The organism is Bacillus cereus group sp. MYBK30-2 (assembly GCF_051915945.1).
Taxonomy (GTDB): Bacteria; Bacillota; Bacilli; order Bacillales; family Bacillaceae_G; genus Bacillus_A; species Bacillus_A paramycoides.
Map to the genome: position 1 here is coordinate 1,308,543 of NZ_JBQAFR010000001.1, position 26,750 is coordinate 1,335,292.

Genomic DNA, 26,750 nt, shown 5'->3' on the forward strand with positions numbered 1-26,750 from the left:
TTGCTAAGAAAATGTTTTTCTTACCTAAATGATAAAAGTAGATATAAAATCAAGGTTTATTCCGTTTATAAACATATTGCAAAACTTTTATAAACGTTTATTAAATATCTATGACCTTTATAAATTCCTTAGCGTACAATTTTCTTAAAATGATATGGTGACCCCTACAAGTTCTTTATTAAATAATGTAAAAAAGTTAAAACAAACTATCTCATAATTTGAATTGGAGCTAACATTCTACATTATCATAATATCCGATCTTTATTTCAAACCAACATGTGGTGCTATCCCAGTATATAACAGAGATTAAAAGTCACAGGTGATAATTATGTGAATTTAACCTTTAAAGTACTTATCTAAATTAACAGTTCGAATCTTTTTAGTTGGATTATCTGGAATCATTGGATTAAAAGATAGATTTGGTTTTACTATATGTAATAGTTTTTCATATAATTCTATAAGAGAACCTCCGTAATCAACCATTTCTTTATAAATATTATCTAGACTATATCTCTTGTTTTCTTTCATATAATCTTTTGCAATAAATTTCTCTCCATTTTTATATTCAATATCTATGTATAAATCATCCCAATAATTCACTTTGACTTTGCCAAGAGTCTCATCAGGGAACTCATTATTGTAAAAATCTACATGTAATTTCAAACCTAACTCTTGCCTCCTAAGATTTAGGATGTCACCATTTATATTGACAGTATAATCAAAGGGACTATAGAATTCTTCTAATTTTAAACTATGGTTATGTTTCATTTGATTGGCTAATAATCTAATAGTAAAATCCTTAGATTTATTAAATATATATTTATTTTTAAAAGTTTTTAATTCATTTTTAAAGTTCAATAAATCTTTATTTGTTTGATTCTCTAGAAAGCGAATCACTTTTGAATAACTACAATTTTGCTCAGCTATTTCCACCCACCCTCTAGTATTTCTAATTATTTTATGTGAATTTTTAAATGAACGGTCACCAATTAATTTACCTCCCTCATTAAACGGTTCCCACATTCTATAAAAAAACCAAGGTATTTGAAGGAATAAATCAAAGCTATTATTAAAATCAATAATTGCATGTCTTATATGAATACGTCTAATAATATGTGATTCATTTAAACTGGAATTTCTATGTTCATCCTTATTAGAATATGTTGTAGCAATAGATGCATCTCCAATAGTTTCAATAAAATCATTTATCTTAGACACTGCTAATCTTGTATCATATCCTTGGATTTCCATATAATATTCCGGTTCTTCCATTTTTTCCAAAAACTTATTCAATCTCATGGGACTCAACAACCTTTCACCCTTTTATATTACATAAGTTAAAATAAAATCATGTGTAGCTTTTGAATAAAGTTTGATTAAAACACGCTTTTTCTATATTCAATTGAACCATCCTTTTATAAAAAAGTTTGATAATTTTTGTGATCCTTGCTCAATTAAAGCGCCCAATTGCGATATTATTAAATTGTTACCCTTTTTCCCTTTTCGGCCAAATAAAATTGCTTATGGCAATCAAAAGATCTATACCCAACACAAGTGTCCATGATTTTAGAAAGCCAGCCAACACTTCTGTTCGAGAAGAATCGTTAATTAAATAGATTAAGACAAATAAAATTCCGGCACCTATTAGAAAAGCAAGCACATGTTGTCCCCAGCTTTTAAAGTAGTGTTTCGCATAATCAATGCCAAATCTTTTAACTGGTTTCGCTCCTTGTTTCAGCACATAATATTGAAAGCGTATATCAGCCCACTCAATCATACTCCTACCGAATGCGATTGAGATTCCAATATAAACAGCAGCTATTGCATGCACTTGGGTAGCAGTCGCACCACGATACAAGTCGACACCCGTAACAACTAATAAAATTAAATCAATAACAGGTGTTAAAGCTAGGAAAAACAATCCTAATTTATTTTTCTTAAGGATATATCGTGTGAGCAGACCTAAAGTTATAACAACCCAAAACCCTATTTCACAAGCAACGATCAACCACGCAATTACATTCACCCCAACACCCCCCTGTACAACACACGCAATTACTCGCTTTTCCTTAACAGTTCCACAATATGGCCCGATTGTTGAATAAAGAAAGGCTCTACAAAATAGATCTTTTTATCCAACTTTTTTACAAATTATCAAGCTTTATTTTAAATCAACACCAACAAATAAAAGTAGTTTCGTTCCAAATCTGAAAGGAACTCAAATTGACGAGGGATTTTAATGCCCTTCAAACGTGTCACACGACCTAATGAAGAAACATCTTGAATCGTCACCCATGGCTTGTAAACAATCCCTAACCCCTGCCCTCGACCATCCTTAATCTTCTTATCAGAAGATGATGAACGTTTGCGCTTGGACATAGCTAGCTCCTCCTTCAACTATCAATCCCAGTCTATCTGTCTATACTCATCTCTAATTTCATAACATAAGTTTAAAATAGCTTTCTGGGCCCTTTCATCTTTAACAAACCCTTTATCTCCATATACAGCCAACAAATCAGAGATTTCTTCCAAATTAGGAATGATAGAATTACTTGAAAAATATTTATTTGCTCTTAAGTCTTTTATACTTTCAATTTGATCAATTAAATGTTTAGGATAGTATTCTCCAGAAAACAATTCACTAATTACAGGGTAAATCCTATCATGTACAATTTGCCCTTCTTTTTTTGTATTTAAAAAATCTTTATCAATTCTAATCGTATTAAAATATTGATCATACAAATCGTATTTGTTAAGAAGCTTTATTATCTTATTTTGATCAAATAATTTTATTTTAATATCTTTACCATACTGTTGATTAAATTCTACTTTCTTTTTATCTTTCCAATCTTTCCACCATTTTTCTTCTTTATTAGATAGATTAATAGACATACATAGAATCCATTTATCTAAATCACCATTTCTATCTTCTATTACTTTCTTAAATGATTCTCTAATCTGCGCTTTTTGACTATCTTCTAATTTACTTGTGAAAAATTTACATTGTACTACTATATACTCGTCTTCAGCATCAATTCCTAAATCAGTTCCTCCATCTCCCTGTTCGATTCGGATTCTATGTACGTTACCTAGATATTCCGAATCAAAAATATCGAAACATACATCTTCAAATTTACTTCTTGCCTCTTCACCATATTGCTCATAAAACCATTTAAAATTTCTTTTCAACCAAATCACCAACCTCTTTTTCTGAAAAAAAAACTCTTACAGACATCATACCTGAAGAGGTTATTTTCAAACAAACTTTATTATAAATTATCAATCTTTTTTAAAAATTATCGAACTTTATTACAAATGATTAGACTATATTTTAAACCTACAATTAAGTTGTTTATTATGTAAAATGATAATAAAGTTATTTAATTTTAAAAGCTCAAACAAGTGTTGATTTGAAATAAAGTTTAATCAAAAAAGCTCCACAAACCCATATTATATGGTAGATAAAAAGACTCCGTTTTGAAAAAAGATTAATCAAAATGGAGTCTTTTCTATTCAAATAAACATTTTTTTATCGTGCCTTTATTCAAAACATCGCGTCTTTTTTATAAACATCATAACTTTATTTAAAAGCAACAATAACTTATTTTATACGACTAATATGTTATGTTCTTTCTTTTTTAATTTAGGTCTTGAAAAGCTGATATCTTCCCTGTGTTTTATCTACTCTTGCACAGCTTTTAAGACATCAATTAACTCCACAAGATCAAGGAATACTTCCAAACCCTCATTCAATTCTTTACTATTTTCTCCAGCAGTAACTTGCATCACAAATGCTTCTTTTCTATCTTTTCTATTTAAAATGTTTTTAGGTTTAGCATAGTCAAAATCAGTTTTATAGAAGTACATTGGATCATCTATTCCAAAAAGATCACTAAGCTTAGTTACTTGCACATCTATGTTACCTTTGCCGCTCAACATATCATAAAAAGCATTCTCATCAATTCCAGCCATTTCCATTACCCATGAACCCTTTAATTCTCTAGATTCAATGAACACTCTAATATTTTCACCTACAACTTTATTAATTTCACTCATTCAATTCGTCCTCCGGTATACATTATTAATCCTCAAATCACTTATCTTATTGGAAGATTTTTCGTACTGATTCATGTCTCTTTATGTAATACAATTATTATAATTGTAGTTCACCATTTTTAGCATAGTAGACTAAATAAAACTACAGCAATATCCCCATTTTAAATATTCTAATGGGATTTTATCAATTTGTCCCAAAAAGACCTGTTCATATTAGAAAATTTTATATTCATCTATTACAGAATAATTGGTGCGCATAAGCTAATGCTATTTGCACTTCTCGGTTCTTAAATACATCTAAAAGGAGCTTTATTATGCATTCAAAAGATGATTCATCCAAAAATTTATACGAAAATAAATACCAATACTGTCCAACATGCGAGGGAGACCGAATACATATATGGCACGAACTACTACAAATTCGTCATTCTAATGAATTAGTGTTACGATCTATCCCCGGGGAGAAGATAACAGACTTACTGCATAGCATTCCAGCTCATATAGATGAGAAAAAAAATGATGAGGAAGATAAGTTGTTGCAAATTTGCGTTTGTGATGGTTGCAAAGAAAGCCTAGTGTTTGCAAAAAAAATTCTTGTGCATAAGACAGTTAAACCAGAATTTTCTATGCATCTGGACGAAAGTCTAAAACGTTTAGACTTCTCTAAAATGTAGGATTAAAATTAAGTTTGAATAAAATGTTGCCTTCATTCCTTATTTAATGGCAATTACAAAAACTCCATTTTGAAAAAAGTGTATACAGATAATAATGTCTTTTAATTTTGACGTAAAAAAACTAGAGCAATACTACTTACGAATTGTAGTATTGCTCTTTAAAGTTGTTTAAATTTTGATAAATACAATAGTAAATGCTTCAAAAAAGGATAATAAAGTTGTTTAATTCTAAGAGATTATTGAATAATCTCTTTCGAGTGCTTAAAAAGAAAAAGTCGTAGTTATACAAATCCTTACGGCTTTTTCTGTAATAAGTTTAACTGTGTGACATAGCGTTCTTAATGTAGTCAGAGAGCTGTTTATCAATCTTATCTATCCCTAATTGCTCCCCTACTTCAGGATTCTCTTTATAATAACGTTCAGCTGCTTTGGATATCTCAGGATCCCTAAAAGTCAATTTATTGAGGCACTCATTCCATTGTTTTGCCAATCGTGTTACGTCTGGATTTTCAGGTGATGTTCCTTTCTCATATTCCATTCGTATCTTTGCAGTTATTTCAGCCCATTCACTTACATATTGCTTTCTTTCCTCTAGTCCCATTTGTTTGAACATCTTTTCTTGTTGCTCTTGAGTAAAATATTTTTCTTTACTCATATTTATCACCTCAATTAAATTTATAAATTGTTCTACGCTCACTTCCTGTTGACTATTAAGCAGCTCGTATATTCTTTCCAATCGACTACATAATTGTTCTTGCATTCGAATATACTCTTTTACACTTTCTAGCTGTACTTTTATAACTTCGACCGGATTTAAATTTGGATTTTCTATCATTTCTTTAATCTCCCCCAGAGCAAAACCTAACTGCTTAAGTGACATAATTTGTTGTAGCTTGGCAATATCTGTTTCAGTGTAAATCCTATGTCCCTTATCAGAAGACTGTGAAGGAGAAAACAATCCAATTTTGTCATAATGATGGAGCATCCGTACCGTAAGTCCAGTTTGTTTAGCTAATTCCCCAATTTTCCAAGTTTTTTTATTCAGAATCAACCCCTCATTTCGTACGAAGTAATTTTGCCGGCAAAATTACTATACAACCTGACATCGTGTTAGGTTCAAGTCTCTTTTTAAAACTTTTTTTGATATTTATATTAATAACAGTTTTCATAAAAAAGATGCCTTCTTATTTAAGAATTACTCCCAAATCTGGAACAGTTGGCAAATGAAAAAAGTCGATACACTCATATTTGAGAATATGTACAGAGATAATAAAGTTGTTTAATTTACAATAAAGTCATTTAAAAAATAATATAGTTGTTTAAAAATCCTTCTTCTACTAACGAGGCAGGTTAGTGGAAGAAATAGCAAGTGGGTTTAACTAGGAGAAGTGTCGATGACATTAAAGAAGACACCGAGGTGTCTTCTGTTTTTTAAATTAAGGATATCGATAAATTAAGATTTATTTACTTAACATTATACTTATTTTCGGACCGAGGCATCTAATCGGTGAGTATATACAAACCAAGTAATGCTTGCTGTTAATAATGTTGACGAAATTAAAGCTGTAAGAACACTATATGTTTGCCAAATAAGTATCGTTGACCAATCGAAGGCAAAAAACATTATACACTGGGCAATCGTAGCGATTAGGAAAATAATTGTTACGATTGTTCTCTTTTTTGTCATTGGCTGCTGCTCATTCGTTTTCTTTTTTCTTAATCCTAAGAAAAATAACAGAACGGCTAATAGGCAAAGAATAATTGTGGTAGACGACAAAATGATATCCAACAGCTGTGTGCCGCTTATCTCATATGACTGAGTTAGATTGCCGTTTAATATATTTTTAACTTTTAGTACCAGGTTTATATTGGTATTTGCGCCGTTGCTCAGTAAGCAGATGGCTGTTCTTTCATTTGGCAGTATGGCTACTTCGGTACTAAAATTTGGATTACCCCCAGTGTGTTCTATAAACGTTTGTTCGGCGTTTACCGACCAACCTGCCGCATAATACATATCATTGACAGCCGAAACAGACATATCACCCCTATGTGATTTTTCGATGGCCCTGTGAAATATTTCGGGTATGTCCTGCACGATACCCATCTGTATGCCCATCCAACGCGCCATATCTTTTGTATTAGAAATGATATAGCCGGCAGGTTTATTCCCAGCATAATCCGGAGCGTTAAATGGAGTTGTTATAAAAAAGGAAGAACGGTAACCCTGTGCTAACTGTCCAGTGGCTTGAGCATCTTCTTTATAAACATACGTCTGGTGAAGACCTAAGGGTAGAAATACCTGTTCCTTCATAAAGTCTTCATAGCTTTGTCGTGATACAATCTCAATAACCAAACCCAATACGTCATAATTAACGGTTCCATAGTTATATTGTTCACCGGGAGAGAACGCCAATTCTGCATCTACCAGCGTTTCCACAGTCTTTTGCAACATATCAGGCGTATTACCTTGTGGAATATTTTGAATATGTCTAATATTTGTTAGGCCGCTGGTATGGTGAAGAAAGTTATTTAGTGTAAGGTTTTGCATATCAACAGGTTTACCTTGATACTTTAACGTAAACCAAGGTAAATATTTTTGGATAGGGTCAGTCATTGATAGCAGCCCTTGCTCTTCCAATAGCAAAATCCCCATACCAGTAAAAGCTTTACTCACCGAGGCCAACTCATAGAGTGTATTTTCACTTGCAGACTGGCCCTTTTCAAGATCTGCATACCCAGAAGAAAAGTAGAACACTTCACCATCAGCAAGTATTGAGATTGACATTCCAGGCACACCTGACGTACGACAGGCATCATCTAGCAATGCTTGTATTGCCACAGATTTCGAATCTGACAACGCATAACCTTGTGTTACGAATCCTGAGAATAATATAAATATCGTTAATACAAAAACAATAGTTTTTTTCATATACTCTCCTTTTTGAAGAATTATAAGGGGAAAAATAACTTATTTTTATAACTATAAACTAAACTCTAATTTATCTTTCTATTTACCTATATAATATCAAATGATTGTGAAGAGTTACACTTAAACTAACGGGGGCGTTAGTTCAATAAGAAGTAAACAACTTTATTATTCATTTTTTAAGCATTACATAAGCAGATGGATATAATTTGAAACAACTTTAAAGAGCCTTGCTGCATATAGAATGTAGTAAGGCTCTTATCTTTTTTAATCAAAATTCAATAACTTTATTATCACTATACAGAATATCGACTTTCATTTTTAAATTACTTTATTTATTTTTAAATAACTTTATTACTCAAGAACAAACGGATTAAAATTGCACGACATCAATGTCGCACTAAGCAACCAATTTATTAAAATAAATTGGTTGCTTGAAAGATTATTCGAAGAAGATCAGTAACAACTTTGAATCATTTTCTATCCGTTATTGTGAAACTAATGTTGTTTGTTTTATCTTTCCCTACGTATCTATCATAACCGAAATCATATGTGTTTGGTGACTCGTTCTCGTCTACCCCTTTTGCTATCAACTTATCAATCTCTTCTATTGTTAGTTTGGAGTCTGCAATACGAATCAAACATTCCATTAGTTTATGGTACTGCTCATATGCTGTCTTATCTTCGAATACTCTTTTGTTTGTTGCAACTGATACGGAGTTTGAAACCCAATCACTTTTACCTATCTTAGCGTACAGTTCAAAACCCTTCCAGTTTGCTTTATAAATCGAGTCTTTTTCTTTATCACGATACTCTATTTTTGAGTCTTTAATCTCAATCATACCGTTTGAGTATTCTTTTAACTTGTTTTCAAAGTCTAATTGATGTGTATACCCTTCTTCTATCTTATCAACATTATCATTAGTAGTTAAAGCCCATACTAGTATCAGTCCAAGTATTACTCCTATAGTAATTTTAATCTTCATTTACTTTTTACTATATTGTTTTTCTTCATTGAAAATAGAAAAGTATAGGAAATCCGTCTCACTCTTACCACCGTTTAAATTGTAGTATAAATCATTTCTTGAAGTAGTATGGTCTGAACCTGTCATAATTTGTTCATTAAAGTTTAATTCATTGTCTAAGATATGTTGGGCATCCTCTTCTGAAAGTTTAGGATTTGTTAATCGAATAATGTTTAAAACCATGTCGTGATACTGACCAATTGAAATCTCGTTCATTCCACCTACTCGTTTTGCAACAAATGCAATAGCGTCAGTTTTAACCTTCTTATCATCGTCTAAACCTAATGTCAATACGAAACCGTTATACTTTGCTTGGAATACATACCCACCAATTTCGGCAGGTTCTTCTTTTATGTCTGATAATACAATTTGACCGTTTGAGTATTCTTTTAACTTGTTTTGGAATTCGTCTATAGGGATTACACCCTTTTCACCCGTACTCCTAAAGAATAAGAACCATACCCCAAATAAGATAATCACACCAATAATCGGAATTCGAAATGCTTTCAGTTTATCTTGTACTTTTACCTTGTCCACATCTATTCACCCTTATCTTCTTTAATGTTTAAGGCTGTCTTGATTTCACTTTCTGCTTGTGAGATTTGATACTCGTTTTTATCTTTATTTTAATTTCATTCTTTCAATGCTTAATATTGATTTTTCTTGTAATGGAAAAATTACTTCTTGTTCTTTTCTGATAGCTGGTGAGTTTATTTCATATCTTTCATCCACGAATTTTTTCATAGTCTCAATAAATCCTGTAACACTGATTCCTGGATTGTCTTTTGTCGCTTCTGCTGTGATGATTGTATGCTTATACGAAGGATAGAACCAATATAAATCTTCTAAGTTTTCCGTTGTTGTCCATGAAAGGTAATGATTATTATATTTGACTTCTTTGTGGTCTAAATGAACTCTTCTTAATTTTCCAGTATACAGCAAATTTTTTGCCAGCTCATTCGCTTCTATTTCTTCACTATTTTCCCAATCACGAATATCTTGTAACACCTGTTTCCAACACACATCGGTTTTGACTAAATTACTTCTCCCGCTTCCTTCCTTCGGGTGATTTACCCACTTTTTAAATAATTCTTCTAGATTCATTTTTTACTCCTTATTTTTAATACATACCATTATACTCTCTTGAATGATTTGAAGACCTTTATATATAAAAAAATTAAAATCTTAAAAATCATTTGGGCTCATGAACAGTTGTTGATTTGAAATTAAGTTTAATCAAAAACATTCCACAAACCCGTATTATATGGAAAATAGGGGGGATTTTTTTTGAAAAAAGTTTGATTAAAATTAATTGAACCTAACCTTCCTCCAATAATGAACATTAAAAAGGGGAATTAACAATTCTTTTATCCCACATTCCAATGTGATATTTATAAAAATAAGAATTGGAAACTGAAATAATATCAATTTTGCTTCATATACATTCCTATATAAACAAAAGGAGTGTATATATGAAAATTGACCAAACAATTCAAAACCAATTTAATCAAATAGTTAATCAAATGTATAAATTTGAACCTTATTTCAATGATATTTTATCCAAAGATTTTTTTAGTTCTCGGAAATTATCTATAATTAACGAATTCCCTTCGCTAAATAATCATATTCAAAAATACCGAAAAGCTATTCTGGCGGCAAAAAAAATCGGCTATAATGAAAAAACACTATTATCTGTTCTTACTAATGAAAGTTTCACTCAGGAAATCGGTTTGAGTAATACGGAAAATAGCTTTTATACCATAAATTGGAACATAAATAAACTAAAACAACTTATCAAAAAGTATCATTTAAAATCTCAAACAGTTGAAATTGAATCAGTACTCAATAGACTCAGCAGTGGTTCTGTTCCCTACATAGATGAATCAATACCTTTAAAAGAAGATCCTATTATAGTTCTTGATTATCCATTAATCTCGGAAATCCCCAAAATAATTGTAGCTGATGGTAACTATCGTACAGTTCGTAAATTTATGCGTGGAGATAAAACAATTGAACTATATCTAATTCCTCCAAATATACATCTCCAAGGAATGATGGATAAAACAAGTGTTATATCATACAAAATTCATTACAATTGTTTTCAAATTATAAACTATATGTTAGGAGAAATTTCAGACTTTAAGGAACTAAAAAAGCTTCTTTTTCGTTTGTAGAATTTAAAATCTAATATTCATGTTGGTTTGTAATAAAGTTTGATCAAAAGCATGCTATAAAAATTGATTTTTCAACAGAAGAAACCCAAACATTTTGAAAAAAGTTTAATCAAAATGCTTGGGTTATTTGTTGCTAGTGAATAATTTTTTATAAAAAGTTTAATCATTTTTCTACCTGTGTTTACTCCACAATCGCGCCCTATAATGGAATAACAAAATAGAGAAGTAGTAACAATTTAACTTATTTTTCTTCGAGTAACGCGTCCGTTACTTGAAGAATATAACTTCAAAATGTAGCTTCTAGTACATGTAAGAAATAAAATGAATATAACGCTCTTATTTTTAAAAATGTGAAAGAAAAATTGTGTTAAAAGCCACCTATTTAATAGGTGGCTTTTTTATAAACTGTTCTTCGAGTATTTGAAAAATAGTATTTTGGTCTTTTACATCTGAAAAGTCAGTTATATTTGTCGGAGAATAGTACTCTGCATGTACACGTCCCGAACTATATGTGTCTTTTATATAATATCCAATTCTTGTAACAATGTGCGTATCTTTAATAATGTCTGCTTTAACCTCTAATAAAAGTGTGCGTTTGTATGTTCTAACAAAATCCTTGACTGCAAGCTCTACATTAGTCATTTGACGATTAAGTGTAGCAGTTCCACAAACTAAATTGCCTTTGCTTTGTGCTTTTTGATTAGACGCCATAGAAAAAGCAATTAAATGACACCAATGCCACTCTACATTGTAACCGTCTTCTATAGAAATTATATTCTTTTTTATTGCTTTATCAGCATGTTTTTTAGCAGTCTCTCCCATGACACTGCTAGCCCATGGTTCTCGGCTCCTCTGATGTATTTTATTATATTCCTCTAACTTTTCATACTTTAAATCATGTGCCATTTCCTTTCGGTCTTCTCCACATGATTTTTCATAATTGAATTTTAACCGTTGTCGTGGTGGCTTTCTACTATGATAATGAACAACACCCGAACGAACAAATTCATATTTTGAAGGATAAAAATCATAGGTACCAACTAGAATATACAAAGGTATATTAAAATTTGGATGGGCTCGACAGGCAACGGGCCAATTAAGTAATTTATCAGCTTTTTTACCATCGGAATCTATCATGTCGTAGGGGGTCCCACGATACTCATCAAATCCGACAAGATTTGTTGCTTTTTGTTGATCAACATCAAAAACTATATACTTGTTAGACATAGTACGGTTACCGTATTTATCCATATCAGCCAAATTATATACACTCCTTTAATTGTGAACGTTAATTGATCTTGACTCCAACCTTATTGATTACCTATTATTAGAATCCCATTATGTATGACATTTCCTTAATTCTATATCATCAATCAACTCTATTTGACAGCGGTAACAATGCAAAGGTTTTTCACTTAAAATACCAGACCAAGTCAAATTAAGACTTCAATGTGATGGTTGATTAAGATACTCGATTTCAACGGAAGGTCTTACCGTATCTAATTGGTCAAAATCATTAACTTTTACAAATGCCCAAACTTTATGTTCTTTCTCATAAACTATTGAAACTTCTCTAACATCCTCGTACTTAATACCTATACCTTTTTTTACCATCGTTTAATCTATTTGCAAATTCAATTGTAACCGTTTTACTACTCCTTCTTCCAATAATCTGCCTGTTACTTTAAGTAAATTACTTCACAATTTTATTTATAAAAAAATATCCAAGTATTATTCCATTAAATGGCCCAATAGTTGAATAAGGAGAACAGCGTTCTCCTATTGACTATAACATCTTATATACATCTGCGTAAGCTACTTTCAGTTGTTCTCTCAATTGCTTGTTTTCATTTTCCAATTTCTTATTTTTCCTTTTAAGTGATGCGATAAGTGCATCCTTGTTGCTCTCATTCATTTCTCGCTTTACTTATTTCGGTGTAGGGACCTGTGATTGTTGATTTCGTAATGTTTCAATTCTTGAACGGAGTTCCTTGTTGTTATAGAGCGTTGCTTTTGATACATCAGCTTCACTAGATACACTGTTAAAGTTTATTTTTTCATTTGCCTTTATAAGCCTTTTAATGGCTTCATCTACTTTTTTATGGGTATTTGCTTTACGTTTGGCATGAATCACTTTCAAATGTGCAGAACGGTCATATTCAGACATGTTTAACACCAAACTTTCTCTTCATCCGAGCTTGTCTACCAAAGATAACATTTCCTTCTTGGAGGGTATTTAAAATGTTCTGGTAACGTTGTAAATTCTTTTCGTTTTTCTGGGCAATATCTTCTCGCCCTCTTTGTTTTGCTATTTCAATGGCTTTTGTAGTTGTTTTAATGTGAAGTTCATATTTTTGCTTATCTAATTCTGAAAAACCAACCGCTAAATCCTTACATGGTGTTTGATTGTCACCACAAGTAAGACAGGGCGGCGCTTCCATATGAGGGCAATTTCCGTTCAGACGAGCGTGGCACGTTCCATAAGGATTGTCCATTGCATTTAGCTTGTGATCCTGCCATAAGGCATCTAATATGTCTGTTGAAATATCTTCTCCTGCTTTAATTTCTTGTACTTCACCATTTAAGTCAAAGCTAAAAGCACCTTGCTTTATTACAGATTCAAACGCTTTTCTTTTGGTATCATCTAATAGCTTTGCGTATCTTAGTGTCATTTCGGGGGATGCATGAGCTAGCAACTCTTGTACGGTTAAAATATCCGCACCACCGTTTAACATTTTTACTCCGTAAGTATGTCGGAATTGATGTGGTTTGAAATGAAACAAATTTCCACTTTCGTCAGTAATGTTTTTTTGCTTTGTCAATATATTTAATTGTTCTCTAACAAATACCTGACTAAATGGGTTTCCTTTCCGTTGCCCACGATAACGGATAAAAATATACCCTTCAGGATTATTGTCTTGGTTGCTATTTTCTTTAGATTTTGCTATTAGAACCGCAATAATTTTTGCTAATTCTTCGTCAATTGGGATTCGATGCCCTTTTACATAAGTTTTTTCAATATCGGTTTCAATTGAATATTGACCATTGAGTTGAACTAAACAATTTGTAGTTAAACCTAATACATCTGATATTCTATGTCCTGTTTTAAAGGCTATCCAAATGACAGGGACGACTTCTTTATGCAAATCATCAATATGAGTAAAAAGTTGTTCTAATACATAGTCGGGAATATAATCAATTTGGTCAATAGACTTTTTTCTTAGTTTTGGTTTATCTTCGGGAAAAATCAATAATCGCACATGATTTTCAGGAGCCATCTCATATTCATACCGTTGAGTATCTTCAAGAAACTTCTGCACGATTGACAATGATATTTTTACATAATTTTCAGGATGAGAGCTGGGGTGTTTCGAATTATTAGCGTATTCATGTAGATATTCAATGTATTTTTCAATATGGGTTCTTTTTAAGTTTTTTAAATTTTTCCATATAGGTTCTATACAAAATATAAAAGTGAAAAATGATGATAAATAGTTCATATAATTTCGTGCTGAGCCCCAAGAGAATTTGTTTTTACTAAGCAACCGTCGTTTAAAATATTTTTTAACTTCTTCCCGAATCTTTACGTCTATCTTTGAGAAATCAAGATAATAATTTGATTAACTTTTATTGTAATCAACACCATATTTATCATGTAAAATACGGATATCCCACTTATCTTTTTCCCATTCCTCTCGATTATCAGTAAGTCGGAGAAAAGAAGTATAAATCGTCCTTAAATAGATTGCTACGTTATTTTTGAATGTTTGACTTTTTCTTATTATGTATTTTTGCGTTCTGTGAGTTTTAACTCCTTGTTCATTCAACCAAAATAAATACTCTCGTTCTGCTTTTTCAATGTCTAATTCCAATAAAGATGATAGTTTTGGATATTTTTCGTTTAAGAAATCCGTCATTCTTCTTAATGGATTTTGCCCCTGAAAACCACGTTTGATCGTCCAAAAATCATTAAATAGATGTTGATAAAATACATATTTTACTTCTAAATTGATTGTAGGATGGGTAAAGCGAAAATGAATATTTTTACTTGAACCGTTATAGCTTGCTATAACTTCTTCGAACTGCTTAATTTCACCCAAAAAAGTAATATTCCATTTGTCGTTGACTAAGAAATAGGGATTGTTTATTTGTTCAATCGTAATAGAGCCATCTTCATTGATTGTTTTTTCGGGATAGATGGACAGTTCTCTTTGTAACCTTTCATGAAAGCCCATTTCTTCTATATGAACATTTTTAATTTTCTTCATTCAATATCCCCCGTTCAGTTATTTGTTTAGGTGAAATTCGGACTGGGCTTTCTTCCAATCTTCTCGAATTTCTTCATCCGAAGGATGAAGGTATAGATTCATCGTTGTTTGAATTTGAGAATGTCCTAATCGTTCTTGCACTTGTTTAATATTCTTTGTTTTCTGATAATATATTGTAGCGTGTGTATGGCGAAACAAGTGGGGATGAAGATTTATCCCTGTTTTCTTTTTCAAACGTTTAAAAAGTGATTCTACATCACTATATGTCATCGGTTTTCCTAAGTTCTCGCCACGCAATTTGACGAGTATAAAATTTGTATCCACATCCAGTTCATCCATAATTTCATACAAATAATCATCATATAAATCAATTAGGGACTGTGACACGAAAATCTCACGTTCACCTGTTTTTAACTTTGCCCCGTTTTCTAATTCTCCTCGATCAACTAAACGAATCATATGGCCTTTTGCATGATCAAATATAACGTCTTCTATAAAAAGTGAAAGAACTTCTCCAATGCGTAATCCTGTTTCAAATAACAGTTGAATTAAGAAAGTATCTCGTATATTAGTTGTGGCATTTAAAACTTGCTGCACTTGTTTCTTTGTCAGTATTTTTACTTTTTTGCGTGGTTCTTTTAATTTAAGTACGTTTCTGATGGATGGCTTGTCATTATTGACATGATGTAAGAAACTTTTGTAACGTGAGTGTCCCCCCGTAAACACTTGTTTCATTAACTTTTCCATCATGTCATTTTGTATTTCTTCATTTCGAAATAAGTAGTCATAGAAGTTTGCTATAACCGTAATTGTAAGATTAATAGTTTTTTCCGTCCGTTTGGCTTTTTCTTGTCGAAGAGGAGTGGTTTTTGAACTCTTATAAGGACTTCTTAACCAACCAACAAATTCAATTAAATCTTCTAACCGTATATACTTATAATCTTTATTTGTTTCATCTAAGTAGGTAAAGTAATGTTTTAAGGAATAGCAGTATGTTTTTTGAGTATTAGAACTTTTCCCTGTCTTATCTAAATACTTTAGATACTTCATGACAGAAATCACAGGGAATCCCTCTTGATCCAGTAATATGTATCTTTTGCTGTTATTCTCTAAGACAACCTCTTGCACTCTCATAGCACTTCACCCCTAAAAAATATTAACGCTCGGTCTAAAGACCTCACTACGCCTCCCGCTATGGGCTACGTCCTCCGTCTGAATTATACATATTCTTCCGAATATTGTATACATACTGAACTATATTTTCAGTATCTGTATAACTAATCTAATATGTATAAGAAAAGAGGATATATGCTCATATATTGAACATAATATCCTCTTCTTAGTTTAGTCTATTTAACAAAATCGTAACCAGCTCATCTTTTACTAATCTATTTAGCTATGCCTGAATATCTGCATAATCTTCCATATCTTCGTACTCTTTTTCCAATTCCTCTAAAGAAAGCTCGTATAATTGCCGATCACGAACTTTAAACACCCCTGCTCCAATTAACTCATCAATTAAGTGCCTCTTACGATTTTCAACAGCAAAACGGAGTTGACTACTCATCTTTTAAAAAACTCCTTTCTACGATCATTGAAAATGATAATCTTTATCAATTACCACTTCTGATTATAAAAGATGATTCTTTATAAGTAAAGTAATCTTATGAAATATTTACCTTACAAAGTATTTGTGGCCACATTATATATATGTATGCTGCGCAAAGAATGTTATGACTCTTTTTCATACCCTTTTTCTTTCATACTTTGCAAGTTATCTCACTATAGTTAAATTCACCCTCAATTTCTACTTGAATGGTGACATGTTCTACATGAAATTTCTTCTTTAATACATCCGTTGCTTTTTTCAATACACTTTGCGTTTCATTACCTTCAATAATAAGATGACAAGTTAACACTTGAAAATCTGATGTTACAGACCATATATGTAAATCATGAACTTCTTTTACAATAGTAATATTTAATAATGTATTTTTCACTTCTTCAACATCTATGTGCTGTGGTGAATCTTCCATTAATATATGAACTGTATCACGTGTTACACGCCATCCGCTTATAATGACTAATATAGACACAAGAATACTAGCAATCGCATCTGCGGCATTCCAACCAAAAAATTTAATAAGTAGCGAAGCAATAATTGCTCCGACTGAACCTAACAAATCACCTAGTACGTGTAAAAAAGCACTTCTTAAATTCAAATTCCCTTTCACATCTCCGCCTCTCATTAATATCCAAGCTGATAAAATATTAATAAGTAAACCAAGTACAGCAATAATGATCATACCATTACTAGCGATTTCCACTGGCTCTTTAAAACGGCGAATTGCTTCAATAAAAATGTAAATGGAAATAACGATAAGAACGACACCGTTACATAATGCCGCTAACATTTCGACTCGCTTATACCCGTATGTTTTCGCAGACGTTGCTGTTTTTTCTCCAAGCTTGAACGCAAGTAAACTTAAAGCAAGAGATATACTGCATCACTTAACATATGCCCCGCGTCAGATAATAGTGCTAGGCTATTTGTTACAAATCCGCCAATTACTTCAGCAATCATAAAGCTTGTCGTTAATACGAAGGCAATTAGTAATGCCTTTTTATTTTTTGAATGACCGTGATCATGTGAGTGTCCCATACTAATACTCCTGTGAACTACCCACCACTTAGTATCTCTTACGAGCTTACTTGAAGTGGGGGCTTCTCGGTTAATCGTTACTTTTGATAGCTAACGAATTCGTCTTAGGACAGCCGAGCTAACTCCCTTGTTCCAAAGGTTATTTTGTTACTATTTATGCCAACGCTAATGAATCGACTTCTTTCAACCATTCATACTCTGCTTTGTATTTCGCAGGAGTAGGAAATTTTTGTTTCTTTAGCTCTTCCTTGTTCTCTTTGTACTTTTCGTATACTTCTTTCCGTTCAGCCAGCATCTTGTTATACACAAAGCGTACACACCCGAAAGTTTTACGGATCAGATAGGCTTGTTCTTCTGTTGGATACAGACGAAATTTGAACGCCTTATTATGCTTTGCCATATCATTTCATCTCACTTTTCGCCTTGATTTCCCATAAACTGTTTTACTTTATCTAGGGCGAACCACCAAAGGTGATAACACAACATGAACACTGCGCTATTATTATCTAATTTCATTGTTATACCAAACTTTACCTCTTATAAGACTGATTATATCAGAGGCGAAATAAATAGAAAAAACAATTTTTTTAGCTACACCAAACCGAAATTCATCTCCCACCTACCGTTGGACTATTGTCCTTCACAACGCTTGAGGAAGGAGGCTTCTTTCGGATAATACGTTAAATACACTATCTGTATGTTAGTAGGCAACAAGCTCTCTCTCTTTATCCCGCATTAACGGGCAGTAAGACTCCCATCTCAAAATTCGGCTGGTGCAAAGAAGTTAGATGGGAGATCAACTGCCCGTAAACGCCCGATTGGTTCAACTAATAATCAGTGGGGGATGAACAAAACCCCCACTGATTAAAGTTTCACTTTATCCCGCTTCCTTCTGTATACACACTTCGCTACTTTTCAAACAATTCCTTTTTCTCAACTAAAAACAAGACTACTTCTTTTCTATTTTCATATTGTTTACTAATGAAAGAATTTTTAAGGGGGTTACGAAATTGAAACGACTATTTCTCTGTATGGAGCGTGAACTCGTTGTAGTAAAAGAACAATATGGTAACTACGCAACCACATATCACTTACAAAATATGCAACCTACTTGTATTGCAGTTGATCCATTTCAAAAAAACCGTGTATATTGCGGAACATTCGGCCGGGGTTTATGGCTAAGCGATGATGGCGGGGATTCGTGGAGACCAATTGGGGACTCTTATCGTTACTTTGATTTTCCGAATGAAGATGGTATTTTACATTCTTCTATCACTTCCATAACGATAAGCTCTAATGAACAAGTTAACGGATATGGCGTCGTTTATGTCGGCACAGAACCGAGCGCTTTATTCCGTTCTGACAATGGCGGTGAAACTTGGACTGAACTAAAAAATATGAAATCATTATTATCTTCTTATACGTGGGCTTTCCCGCCTAGACCTTTTACCCATCACGTACGCTGGATTACGATCGATCCAAACAATCCAAGCACAATCCACGTTTCAATCGAAGCTGGTGCTGTTATTCAAAGTAATGATAAAGGGCATACATGGACTGATAAAAAATTCGGTGCTCCTATTGATGCTCATCAATTACTTATGCATCCCGAAGCCCCAAATCGCCTATATGCATCATGCGGTGACGGATTTATGAGCGGTCCTGATCGCGCTTATCTAGAAAGTTACGACAACGGAAGTAGCTGGATATCATGTAGTGCAGGTCTTGAGCACCATTATTTATACAGCATGGCCATCGATCCAGCTGATTGTGGTACGATTCTCGTTTCTGCCGCACCGAGCGCTGATCTTGCCCATCACCGTATTCCTTATGAATCTTATATTTATCGTAAAACGAAAGATACTCCCTTCCAACAAATACAGCAAGGGCTACCATCTGCAATTGGCACAGTCATTTCGATGTTTGCTACAAACCAAGCAGAACCACATACGTTTTACACTTTAAATAATAATGGCGTGTTTCAATCCGTTAACAGCGGAGAAACTTGGGAACAATTAAACCTTCCATGGAAAGAGGAATATAAAACGCAGCATCCCCATGCGTTACTCGTTACTAGTTCTTAACAAAAAGAGACTGCCTAATTATTTATTTCAGGCAGTCTCACTTTTTATTTCTTTAAATCAATCACAATATCATCTAACACAATATCTTTACTCTTCGCTTCTTTTTTCGGCACTTCAATTTTCTTCTCTTTCCCATCAACATACTCCACTCCACCATGATTTTCAGGTGTATGCACTCGCAAGTTCACATGAGGTGTAACGATAAGTTTTGTTGCATTTTCGTTCAATTTTTGGAATGTAGCACTCCATCGAATATTGTAAGGATCGTTACCACTTCCCCCATTTCCTTCACCAGAATAATCATTACCTAAATCATCCTTAACCTTCAATTCAACATCTACACTATCCCACTCTTTTCTTGCACCCTTAGAAACCTCTTGATTGTAATAAAGAATAAATGAAACCGGCGACATTGCGACCTTTTCCATATTTACTTTTATACCTTCTTTTTCCGAACTCCCACCAATTGTTCTTTCTTTACTATCCACTGATTTTACCGTTAACGCGAAATTCCAATTTCCTTGTATTGATTTTTTCCTATCTGACATCTCTATTCTCTCTATATTCCATCTAAAGTTTACTTTGTCCTTTTTATTACTATCATGATGTGTCGTTGTTACCATACCCACATACTTTTTTTCAGTAACTTTAGTCATTTTTCCACTTCCTGTACTACCATGAGCGTCCATTATATCCAATCCACCTAATATGATAGGATCATTCCCTAAGTCTTGCTCACTTTCTAGTGAATACGTTATAGATACTGTTCTTCCATCAGAAATTACATCATTAATTGTAACCTTAACCCCATTACTCTCCTTTGTCATATTCAACTCAGTTGAAAACTCTTTATAATTTTCATATAGCCCTGTTCTTCCATTATCTAAAAATCGGAATATGTCACCTACTATTGGCAGTCCCCCAGCGTAAGTAGGAAATCCAATACCAAGCGTTGCGACTGATAAGCCTACTAAAACAGAGGCAGCAGCAACACTCTTTTTCCAAGTTTTCATCTTTTTCTTCGTACGTATAGATTGTTTTAAGTTACGTTTTACTTTTTCTTTTTCAATTTCAAAAGTCTCAATCTCTTCAAGTTCTTTTTCATCTATTTCAATATTATTTAATAGCTCATAAATGTCCTTCATATTACACTACCTCCAAAACTAAAATTCGTAGCATTTTGTTGTAGTTTCTTTTTCCCTCGATAAATACGGTTATCTACCGCTGATCGAGTTAACCCTAACTTTTCTCCTATTTCTTCTGTCTTTAAATCGAGGAGATATTTCATAATGAACACTTTTTGATCTATAGGCTCTAATTGATTAATGAGTTTTATTAATTCTTCTCTATCTTCCATAACGATTAATTCGTCTTCTGCCGATTTTTCTGTGCTTACATTAAATTCATCTGAAATAATTTCTACTTTTTTATTCGCTTTTCGGTAATAATCAATTGCTTTAAACTTAGCAATCGCCGCAATCCACTTTTTAAAATCATTTGGTTCTCCATGAAATTTATTTGCGTTATTCCAAACAGATAGGAAAATATCATTTATACATTCCTCTATCAGTCCATCATTTTGAATTGGCAGCAGTACTTTATGCGTGATTCCTTTTATTAATGGTAAATATGTATCAACAACAAATTCTAGCGCATCTTCTTTTTTCCGCTGTAATCTTTTAATAAAATTTTTCTCATTTGATTTCATGTAGCGATTCCCCTTATTTTTTGTAAAAGCTTTTACATCCTATATAACGTTCTGGAAAATTTTTTCTCTCATCTTTTTTATTTTTTGTATGTAATGGAATACTTTTCCTTAGCCATTGTCTCATATAAATGTAAGTTTGAAGGAAATTTTCTCAAGTCTACAAATTATTTAATGTAGTACAATATTTATGTAGTTACCTTTAAACTTGATGTACATTTTATTCAATTAATTTATTTCCATTTTACAATTTAAATGTAGGAGATGAGATGTATATGTGTGGAATTACAGGTTGGGTAGATTGGAAAGAGGATCTTTCAAATGAACATGTTATTTTAAAAAAGATGGCGAACAGTATTCAGCACCGTGGTCCTGATGCTGAAGGTTTTTGGCTTTCACGTCACGCGGCATTTGCACATCGTCGTTTAATTGTTATCGATTCCAAAGGAGGAACGCAGCCAAAAACATTTCGTGCTGGAGATTATACGTATGCTCTTACCTATAATGGTGAAATTTATAATTTCCGTGAGCTTAGAGAATTACTTCAAAAACAAGGTCATACATTTGAAACACACTCAGACACAGAAGTGTTACTACATGCTTATTTAGAATGGAAAGAAGATTGCGTACAACATTTAAATGGAATTTTCGCTTTTGCAATATGGGATGATCAGAAGCAACAATTGTTTTTAGCACGAGATCATTTAGGGGTAAAACCACTCTTTTATACAGAAAGAAATAACAGCATTATTTTCGGTTCTGAAATAAAAGCGCTATTAGCTCACCCATCTGTTCCTGCTGAACTTGATACAGACGGAATAAATGAAATATTTGGATTAGGCTTATTTCGAACTCCAGGATGTGGCGTCTTTAAACATATTCAAGAAGTTCGTGCTGGACATTTTATAACGTTCACACGTGATAAAAAAGTAGTTAAGAAGTATTGGAATTTAGAAAGTAAGATCCATACAGATTCTATTGAAGACACATCCTCACATATTTTATCTATCTTACAAGATACAGTAAAAAGACAATTAATTGCCGATGTTCCCCTCGTTTGTATGTTATCAGGCGGGTTAGATTCTAGTGGAATTACTGCATTGGCAGGTAAAGAATTGGCAGAGGAACACAAAGCACTTCACACGTATTCAATTGACTTTGTAAACAGTGCTAAAGATTTCGAACTTACATTTGCTCGTACTGGTCTAGATGCTCCTTGGGTAAAACGTGTATCTCAGCACGTAGGGACATCACATCATGATATTATTGTTAATGCAGAAGAACTAGCAAATCACTTATTTGTTCCCCTACATGCGAAAGATTTACCGAGTGCTGGTGAAATGGAAACTTCACTGTATTTACTATTTTGCGAAATGAAAAAAGACGCAACCGTTGCCTTATCTGGCGAATCGGCCGATGAAGTATTCGGGGGGTATCCTTGGTTTCATCAAGAAGAGTTATTATATGTAGATAAGTTTCCATGGTTAACAAACTGGAAAAACACATCTTCTCTATTATTAAATGACGTAACGAATCAATGTAATCCTGAGCATTACATTGATAAACGATTCCACGAAGCTATTTTGGAAGTACCTACTCTTGAAGGAGAAAGTAAAAAAGAAGCGAAACAACGTCAAATGTTTTATTTATTTTTAACAAGATTCCTTCCCTTCTTACTCGACCGTAAAGATCGTATGAGTATGGCTGTTGGCTTTGAAGTTCGTGTACCGTTTTGTGATTACAGACTTGTTGAATATTTATGGAACGTTCCTTTCAACATTAAAAGTATTGATAATATTGAAAAGGGTATTTTGCGTAGAGCATTGAAACCTGCTTTACCAGACGACGTGCGAAATAGAAGAAAGAGTGCTTATCCAACTTCACAAGACCCACACTATTTACAAACAATTCGCAATTTAACACTTGATATGTGCAGCAATAAAAACAATCCTGTTTTCTCACTTATTAACCATTCCACAATACTTGCAATTGCTAATCAAAGTAATAAAGAGATTAACAATTTTGAAGCAAGAAGTGCTATGGAGTATATGCTCCAAGTGAATGAATGGTTAAAAACATATCACATTCATATTGCTTAATAAAAAGGAGTTCAAGGATAAAAACCCTTGAACTCCTTTTCAGTTCTTAATTGGCACATTGTCTATCTTCAGTATCGATGGACCATCCGATAATAGTGGCACAATCTCTACCTTTCCACTCAAGTACATTTGTTAATACAGGCTCAATCTGTAAGCAAGTTCCGTCGTGTAATACTTCTACTAAAGATTGATCATCATCAAACTTTCGTTTATCACATTCTAAAATACCATCCGTCGCCATTACAATGTGGTTCTGGCCTCTTTCTAATCCCCTTACGCCTGATGTAAAGCAAGGTGTATTCGCTGCAAAAACATTTTTTCTTCCTATATATTCATAATTCTTACGCTTATTTAGCCTACCCTTTCCATTTTTCGTTTTCTCAGAATGGAATAAATACGCGAAGCAATCACCAACTGATAACCAATATAAAAACTCGCCTTTTCGCAAACAAATTAAGCATGCGAGCTCCTCATCATCTTGATCGCATTTCTCAATAAATAGCTCATCTGTAAATAAAGCTAATAAGTACATGTGTGTATGATGAAAAGCTAAATGTATCGGGTATGAAAATAACTCTTTTAGTTTTTCTTTTCTTTCTGAAATGGCCTCTATTATATAATGTATATTTTTCGTTTTATGGTGTGTATCAAATATCATAACAAATTCAAATTCTAATTTCGGATCCCACCAAGCTAGCACTGCATCTCCTCTTTCATATGCATCACTCTCTTGACTCCCCCCATATACGCCGACTGAAAGAGGACCACATTTTTCAACATGTATTTGATCTACATACATCTTTTCATGACTAATCCATTTAAATGTATTCACAGCTATCATCCTCTCTCTTGCTAAATGTATACCTTTACACATAGATTACCTTATATTTCAGTAAAAATAAACTTTTTCAACATTTATTATGAAAATAAGAGGATTTTAATTCTTAATAAACGAATATATCTTATTATACGACATAAAAAAATTGGAGGATTACGCATATGAAAGACATCAATCAACATTGGGAGACAATATACTACCACTTACGATATGAATATGAAGACAATCTTTCTCACCAAGCAATCCGCATTTTACAAATCATTTCTCGTGAGAAAGATATAACAATTGGAAAAGTTGCTTCTGAACTTGGTCTATCTCATAATACAGCGTCCGAACATGTAAAACGCCTTATTCAAAAGGGATTTATCATTAAAGAAAGAAATAAACAAGATGAAAGAGTTGTGAACCTTGCATTAACAAAAACAGGCATCGAAGTATTAGAAAAGCATACTTTACTAGATAAAAAAAAGATACAAATATTAGAGTCACAGCTATCAAAAGAAGAGCAACAATTAATTGATAAAGCTTTTTCGTTATTAGCTAAGGAGGCAAAATATGCATTTCCTCGTTAAGATTATCGTCTCCGCCCTCATTATTGGCGGTGTAACCGAATTTGCTAAATATTATAGTACACTTGGTGGCTTTATCGCAGCCCTTCCTCTTATTAGTTTACTTAGTTTATTTTGGATTTCTTTCGAAGGTGGGAGTAAACAGGAGTTAAGTCAATTCGCTATGGGCGTATTATATGGATTTCCTGCATCAGCATTACTATTATTTATTGTTTATATCGGTTTAAAGAACTCTTTTTCACTTAGTACATCTATACTCTTCGGCATAGGCGCCTGGTGTATCGCCTTTGCTTGTCAAAAATTATTTCAAGCTTAGGGGGAATTAACATTAATAGAATAGTAGAAATACTCGGGCGAAAAATAGAAGTATATATGAGAGGTAATAGTAAACAAACTGTCGTGATTCAAACAGGAATGGGCTGCTCATTTTATGATTGGCTTCCTATTATAGAAAAGCTTTCACAAAAATTTACAGTCATTTCATACCATCGCCCAGGTTATGGAGAAAGTGAGCTTGGAAATAATCCACGTACAACTATGCAAGTTGCAAAGGAACTACATATGTTGCTACATGAACTAGCTATTCACGAACCAATCATTTTAATCGGTCATTCCTACGGAGGTTTGTGCGCACAACATTTTGCAATGTTACATGAGGACCAAATAAAAGCACTTATTTTAGTTGATTCTACCTCCATGAACTTACACCGATTAGATGAGCTTCATTTACCGATTTCTGATCAAACTGATTCTGATGATATTTGGCTACAAAAATATCATACTTACTCCAAAATGGATGTAGATGCACTTTATACTGAACTAAAACCTACACTCATCAATCAATCAGAACATCATATCGAATTTTCTATATCGCCTTCATTATATAAAGCGACAGCTTCTGAACTGGCGGAGTGGAAAAATTGTGCTCGCTCAATAAAAGAACTATATAAAACATTAGAAATACCATTAACCGTTATCGGCAGAGATCCCCAGTATTCTATTACTCAAATGATTGAGGGCGATATGCCAAAAGAAGAAGCTACACAACTTGAAGAGATGTGGCAAGAACTTATACGTGAACAATTAAATCTCTCAATAAACAGCAAATATATTCTTGCCAAACATGCTGGTCACGGTATAGAAAATGATCGACCAGATATTATCATTGAAGCAATTCACCCATTGTAAATAAAAAAAGGAAGCAACTAAAGCTGCTTCCTTACTTATCTATTCATAATCTTCTTCATCATCAACTTCTTCATAATACGAATTCTCATTGCTTACATATATATGGCCGTTCGCAACATCAATACGCAGTACCCATGCCCATGGCACAGCTAAACGTTTATGTATCGCTCGCCAAAAGTTCATTGATTTTTTTTCGTACTCCTGGAACTCCTGAAGTAATTCTTTATAGGAGGAACCGTCTAACTGAATATTTGCTTCTAATAAACGAGAATGGGCATAGTACTGCAACTCTAGTTCAGCAGCAATTTCCATTTCTTCTTCCGTTGCCATACCAATAATTGTTCCATCTGCTGGTGCAATTTCATATACGTTGTGAACTTCAATAAGCCCGTCTTTCTCTTTTTCAAACATGTAAACAGCCTCCTTTAACATATTTTTTATGTTACAAAGTCATACTTCTACAATAACTTCTCTCATTCCTC

Annotated in this window: 23 protein-coding genes and 5 pseudogenes; 7 read left to right on the forward strand and 21 right to left on the reverse strand. The window is 33.0% G+C overall.

The genetic code is table 11. From position 1 onward, the window contains the following. Nucleotides 1–336 precede the first annotated feature (336 nt). The 5 genes and pseudogenes from ACTFQM_RS06770 to ACTFQM_RS06790 form a co-directional block, all read right to left on the reverse strand. Nucleotides 337–1,281, reverse strand: coding sequence for a hypothetical protein (locus ACTFQM_RS06770; protein ID WP_440033849.1), 945 nt, complete (start codon nt 1,279–1,281; stop codon nt 337–339). 205 nt (nt 1,282–1,486) lie between these two features. After that, nucleotides 1,487–2,026 carry a hypothetical protein gene (locus ACTFQM_RS06775; RefSeq protein WP_440033850.1) on the reverse strand — a complete coding sequence of 180 codons (540 nt, stop codon included), beginning with the start codon at nt 2,024–2,026 and terminating at the stop codon, nt 1,487–1,489. A gap of 155 nt (nt 2,027–2,181) precedes the next feature. Next, a pseudogene (locus tag ACTFQM_RS06780) lies at nt 2,182–2,379 on the reverse strand (heteromeric transposase endonuclease subunit TnsA); the annotation flags it as partial. Between the two features lie 21 nt (nt 2,380–2,400). Then, the gene (locus tag ACTFQM_RS06785) at nt 2,401–3,189 is read right to left on the reverse strand and encodes a restriction endonuclease (protein WP_440033851.1); all 789 of its coding nucleotides are present in this window, start codon (nt 3,187–3,189) and stop codon (nt 2,401–2,403) included. A 492-nt stretch (nt 3,190–3,681) separates the two neighbouring features. Beyond that, entirely contained in the window at nt 3,682–4,056 is a 375-nt protein-coding gene (locus ACTFQM_RS06790) for a hypothetical protein (RefSeq protein WP_440033852.1), read from the reverse strand. A 314-nt stretch (nt 4,057–4,370) separates the two neighbouring features. Here ACTFQM_RS06790 and ACTFQM_RS06795 point away from each other — a divergent pair, with 314 nt between their 5' ends. Then, complete coding sequence (locus ACTFQM_RS06795) at nt 4,371–4,730, forward strand: hypothetical protein (RefSeq protein ID WP_440033853.1); 360 nt, start codon at nt 4,371–4,373, stop codon at nt 4,728–4,730. Between the two features lie 316 nt (nt 4,731–5,046). Here ACTFQM_RS06795 and ACTFQM_RS06800 read toward each other — a convergent pair whose 3' ends face one another. The 5 genes from ACTFQM_RS06800 to ACTFQM_RS06820 all read right to left on the reverse strand — a co-directional run bounded on the left by ACTFQM_RS06800 (nt 5,047) and on the right by ACTFQM_RS06820 (nt 9,785). Beyond that, nucleotides 5,047–5,781: a MerR family transcriptional regulator gene (locus ACTFQM_RS06800; protein WP_440033854.1), complete on the reverse strand. Its 735-nt coding sequence runs from the start codon at nt 5,779–5,781 to the stop codon at nt 5,047–5,049. 429 nt (nt 5,782–6,210) lie between these two features. Beyond that, entirely contained in the window at nt 6,211–7,659 is a 1,449-nt protein-coding gene (locus ACTFQM_RS06805; protein ID WP_242145407.1) for a serine hydrolase domain-containing protein, read from the reverse strand. A 470-nt stretch (nt 7,660–8,129) separates the two neighbouring features. Further along, on the reverse strand, nt 8,130–8,642 hold the full coding sequence (locus ACTFQM_RS06810) for a hypothetical protein (RefSeq protein ID WP_440033855.1): 513 nt from the start codon (nt 8,640–8,642) through the stop codon (nt 8,130–8,132). Further along, nucleotides 8,643–9,218, reverse strand: a complete 576-nt coding sequence (locus tag ACTFQM_RS06815) for a hypothetical protein (protein WP_440033856.1) — start codon at nt 9,216–9,218, stop codon at nt 8,643–8,645. 84 nt (nt 9,219–9,302) lie between these two features. Next, the gene (locus ACTFQM_RS06820; RefSeq protein ID WP_440033857.1) at nt 9,303–9,785 is read right to left on the reverse strand and encodes a hypothetical protein; all 483 of its coding nucleotides are present in this window, start codon (nt 9,783–9,785) and stop codon (nt 9,303–9,305) included. Nucleotides 9,786–10,153: 368 nt separating this feature from the next. On the opposite strand from ACTFQM_RS06820, the gene ACTFQM_RS06825 reads away from it, so the two are divergent. Continuing rightward, nucleotides 10,154–10,855, forward strand: a complete 702-nt coding sequence (locus ACTFQM_RS06825) for a hypothetical protein (RefSeq protein WP_440033858.1) — start codon at nt 10,154–10,156, stop codon at nt 10,853–10,855. A gap of 378 nt (nt 10,856–11,233) precedes the next feature. Here ACTFQM_RS06825 and ACTFQM_RS06830 read toward each other — a convergent pair whose 3' ends face one another. The 7 genes and pseudogenes from ACTFQM_RS06830 to ACTFQM_RS06860 all read right to left on the reverse strand — a co-directional run. Continuing rightward, nucleotides 11,234–12,115: a hypothetical protein gene (locus ACTFQM_RS06830; protein ID WP_440033859.1), complete on the reverse strand. Its 882-nt coding sequence runs from the start codon at nt 12,113–12,115 to the stop codon at nt 11,234–11,236. A 526-nt stretch (nt 12,116–12,641) separates the two neighbouring features. Next, nucleotides 12,642–13,022 (reverse strand): annotated as a pseudogene (locus ACTFQM_RS06835) (DUF6262 family protein). After that, nucleotides 13,015–15,123 (reverse strand): annotated as a pseudogene (locus ACTFQM_RS06840) (tyrosine-type recombinase/integrase). The pseudogenes ACTFQM_RS06835 and ACTFQM_RS06840 overlap by 8 nt, the downstream one beginning before the upstream one ends. A gap of 18 nt (nt 15,124–15,141) precedes the next feature. Further along, nucleotides 15,142–16,257, reverse strand: coding sequence for a tyrosine-type recombinase/integrase (locus ACTFQM_RS06845; protein WP_440033860.1), 1,116 nt, complete (start codon nt 16,255–16,257; stop codon nt 15,142–15,144). 262 nt (nt 16,258–16,519) lie between these two features. Beyond that, nucleotides 16,520–16,690, reverse strand: a complete 171-nt coding sequence (fbpA, locus tag ACTFQM_RS06850; protein WP_048373384.1) for a Fur-regulated basic protein FbpA — start codon at nt 16,688–16,690, stop codon at nt 16,520–16,522. 193 nt (nt 16,691–16,883) lie between these two features. Next, nucleotides 16,884–17,785, reverse strand: a pseudogene (locus ACTFQM_RS06855) (cation diffusion facilitator family transporter). A 157-nt stretch (nt 17,786–17,942) separates the two neighbouring features. Further along, nucleotides 17,943–18,185 (reverse strand): annotated as a pseudogene (locus ACTFQM_RS06860) (helix-turn-helix domain-containing protein); the annotation flags it as partial. Between the two features lie 610 nt (nt 18,186–18,795). On the opposite strand from ACTFQM_RS06860, the gene ACTFQM_RS06865 reads away from it, so the two are divergent. Next, nucleotides 18,796–19,869 (forward strand): WD40/YVTN/BNR-like repeat-containing protein, encoded by a 1,074-nt coding sequence (locus ACTFQM_RS06865; protein ID WP_440033861.1) that lies wholly within the window; start codon nt 18,796–18,798, stop codon nt 19,867–19,869. Nucleotides 19,870–19,913: 44 nt separating this feature from the next. On the opposite strand, the gene ACTFQM_RS06870 is transcribed toward ACTFQM_RS06865, so the two are convergent. Both ACTFQM_RS06870 and ACTFQM_RS06875 read right to left on the reverse strand, forming a co-directional pair. Beyond that, on the reverse strand, nt 19,914–21,014 hold the full coding sequence (locus ACTFQM_RS06870; RefSeq protein ID WP_440033862.1) for a DUF4179 domain-containing protein: 1,101 nt from the start codon (nt 21,012–21,014) through the stop codon (nt 19,914–19,916). Next, nucleotides 21,011–21,577 carry a sigma-70 family RNA polymerase sigma factor gene (locus ACTFQM_RS06875; protein WP_440033863.1) on the reverse strand — a complete coding sequence of 189 codons (567 nt, stop codon included), beginning with the start codon at nt 21,575–21,577 and terminating at the stop codon, nt 21,011–21,013. Before ACTFQM_RS06875 ends, ACTFQM_RS06870 begins: the two co-directional genes overlap by 4 nt. Before the next feature lie 272 nt (nt 21,578–21,849). On the opposite strand from ACTFQM_RS06875, the gene asnB reads away from it, so the two are divergent. Continuing rightward, nucleotides 21,850–23,673 carry an asparagine synthase (glutamine-hydrolyzing) gene (gene asnB, locus ACTFQM_RS06880; RefSeq protein WP_440033864.1) on the forward strand — a complete coding sequence of 608 codons (1,824 nt, stop codon included), beginning with the start codon at nt 21,850–21,852 and terminating at the stop codon, nt 23,671–23,673. A gap of 46 nt (nt 23,674–23,719) precedes the next feature. Here the strand turns inward: asnB and ACTFQM_RS06885 are convergent, their stop codons facing one another. Further along, the gene (locus tag ACTFQM_RS06885; RefSeq protein ID WP_440033865.1) at nt 23,720–24,547 is read right to left on the reverse strand and encodes a protein phosphatase 2C domain-containing protein; all 828 of its coding nucleotides are present in this window, start codon (nt 24,545–24,547) and stop codon (nt 23,720–23,722) included. Nucleotides 24,548–24,672: 125 nt separating this feature from the next. Here ACTFQM_RS06885 and ACTFQM_RS06890 point away from each other — a divergent pair, with 125 nt between their 5' ends. The 3 genes from ACTFQM_RS06890 to ACTFQM_RS06900 are packed head-to-tail and all read left to right on the forward strand — an operon-like array spanning nt 24,673 to nt 26,268. Beyond that, nucleotides 24,673–25,083, forward strand: coding sequence for a MarR family winged helix-turn-helix transcriptional regulator (locus ACTFQM_RS06890; RefSeq protein WP_002171290.1), 411 nt, complete (start codon nt 24,673–24,675; stop codon nt 25,081–25,083). Next, complete coding sequence (locus ACTFQM_RS06895) at nt 25,067–25,396, forward strand: DUF3147 family protein (RefSeq protein WP_025148993.1); 330 nt, start codon at nt 25,067–25,069, stop codon at nt 25,394–25,396. Before ACTFQM_RS06890 ends, ACTFQM_RS06895 begins: the two co-directional genes overlap by 17 nt. Next, nucleotides 25,357–26,268 carry an alpha/beta fold hydrolase gene (locus tag ACTFQM_RS06900; RefSeq protein ID WP_440033866.1) on the forward strand — a complete coding sequence of 304 codons (912 nt, stop codon included), beginning with the start codon at nt 25,357–25,359 and terminating at the stop codon, nt 26,266–26,268. The genes ACTFQM_RS06895 and ACTFQM_RS06900 overlap by 40 nt, the downstream gene beginning before the upstream one ends. Nucleotides 26,269–26,307: 39 nt before the next feature. Here ACTFQM_RS06900 and ACTFQM_RS06905 read toward each other — a convergent pair whose 3' ends face one another. Beyond that, nucleotides 26,308–26,679 (reverse strand): hypothetical protein, encoded by a 372-nt coding sequence (locus tag ACTFQM_RS06905; protein WP_440033867.1) that lies wholly within the window; start codon nt 26,677–26,679, stop codon nt 26,308–26,310. Nucleotides 26,680–26,750 lie beyond the last annotated feature (71 nt).

Excerpts from the sequence above, each read along its gene's own strand:
- ACTFQM_RS06790 (WP_440033852.1), bottom strand. The coding sequence starts at position 4,056 with ATGAGTGAAATTAATAAAGTTGTAGGTGAAAATATTAGAGTGTTCATT.
- ACTFQM_RS06795 (WP_440033853.1), top strand. The coding sequence starts at position 4,371 with ATGCATTCAAAAGATGATTCATCCAAAAATTTATACGAAAATAAATAC.
- ACTFQM_RS06805 (WP_242145407.1), bottom strand. The coding sequence starts at position 7,659 with ATGAAAAAAACTATTGTTTTTGTATTAACGATATTTATATTATTCTCA.
- ACTFQM_RS06810 (WP_440033855.1), bottom strand. The coding sequence starts at position 8,642 with ATGAAGATTAAAATTACTATAGGAGTAATACTTGGACTGATACTAGTA.
- ACTFQM_RS06820 (WP_440033857.1), bottom strand. The coding sequence starts at position 9,785 with ATGAATCTAGAAGAATTATTTAAAAAGTGGGTAAATCACCCGAAGGAA.
- ACTFQM_RS06825 (WP_440033858.1), top strand. The coding sequence starts at position 10,154 with ATGAAAATTGACCAAACAATTCAAAACCAATTTAATCAAATAGTTAAT.
- ACTFQM_RS06845 (WP_440033860.1), bottom strand. The coding sequence starts at position 16,257 with ATGAGAGTGCAAGAGGTTGTCTTAGAGAATAACAGCAAAAGATACATA.
- fbpA (WP_048373384.1), bottom strand. The coding sequence starts at position 16,690 with ATGAGTAGTCAACTCCGTTTTGCTGTTGAAAATCGTAAGAGGCACTTA.
- ACTFQM_RS06870 (WP_440033862.1), bottom strand. The coding sequence starts at position 21,014 with ATGAAGGACATTTATGAGCTATTAAATAATATTGAAATAGATGAAAAA.
- ACTFQM_RS06875 (WP_440033863.1), bottom strand. The coding sequence starts at position 21,577 with ATGAAATCAAATGAGAAAAATTTTATTAAAAGATTACAGCGGAAAAAA.
- asnB (WP_440033864.1), top strand. The coding sequence starts at position 21,850 with ATGTGTGGAATTACAGGTTGGGTAGATTGGAAAGAGGATCTTTCAAAT.
- ACTFQM_RS06885 (WP_440033865.1), bottom strand. The coding sequence starts at position 24,547 with ATGTGTAAAGGTATACATTTAGCAAGAGAGAGGATGATAGCTGTGAAT.
- ACTFQM_RS06890 (WP_002171290.1), top strand. The coding sequence starts at position 24,673 with ATGAAAGACATCAATCAACATTGGGAGACAATATACTACCACTTACGA.
- ACTFQM_RS06895 (WP_025148993.1), top strand. The coding sequence starts at position 25,067 with ATGCATTTCCTCGTTAAGATTATCGTCTCCGCCCTCATTATTGGCGGT.
- ACTFQM_RS06905 (WP_440033867.1), bottom strand. The coding sequence starts at position 26,679 with ATGTTTGAAAAAGAGAAAGACGGGCTTATTGAAGTTCACAACGTATAT.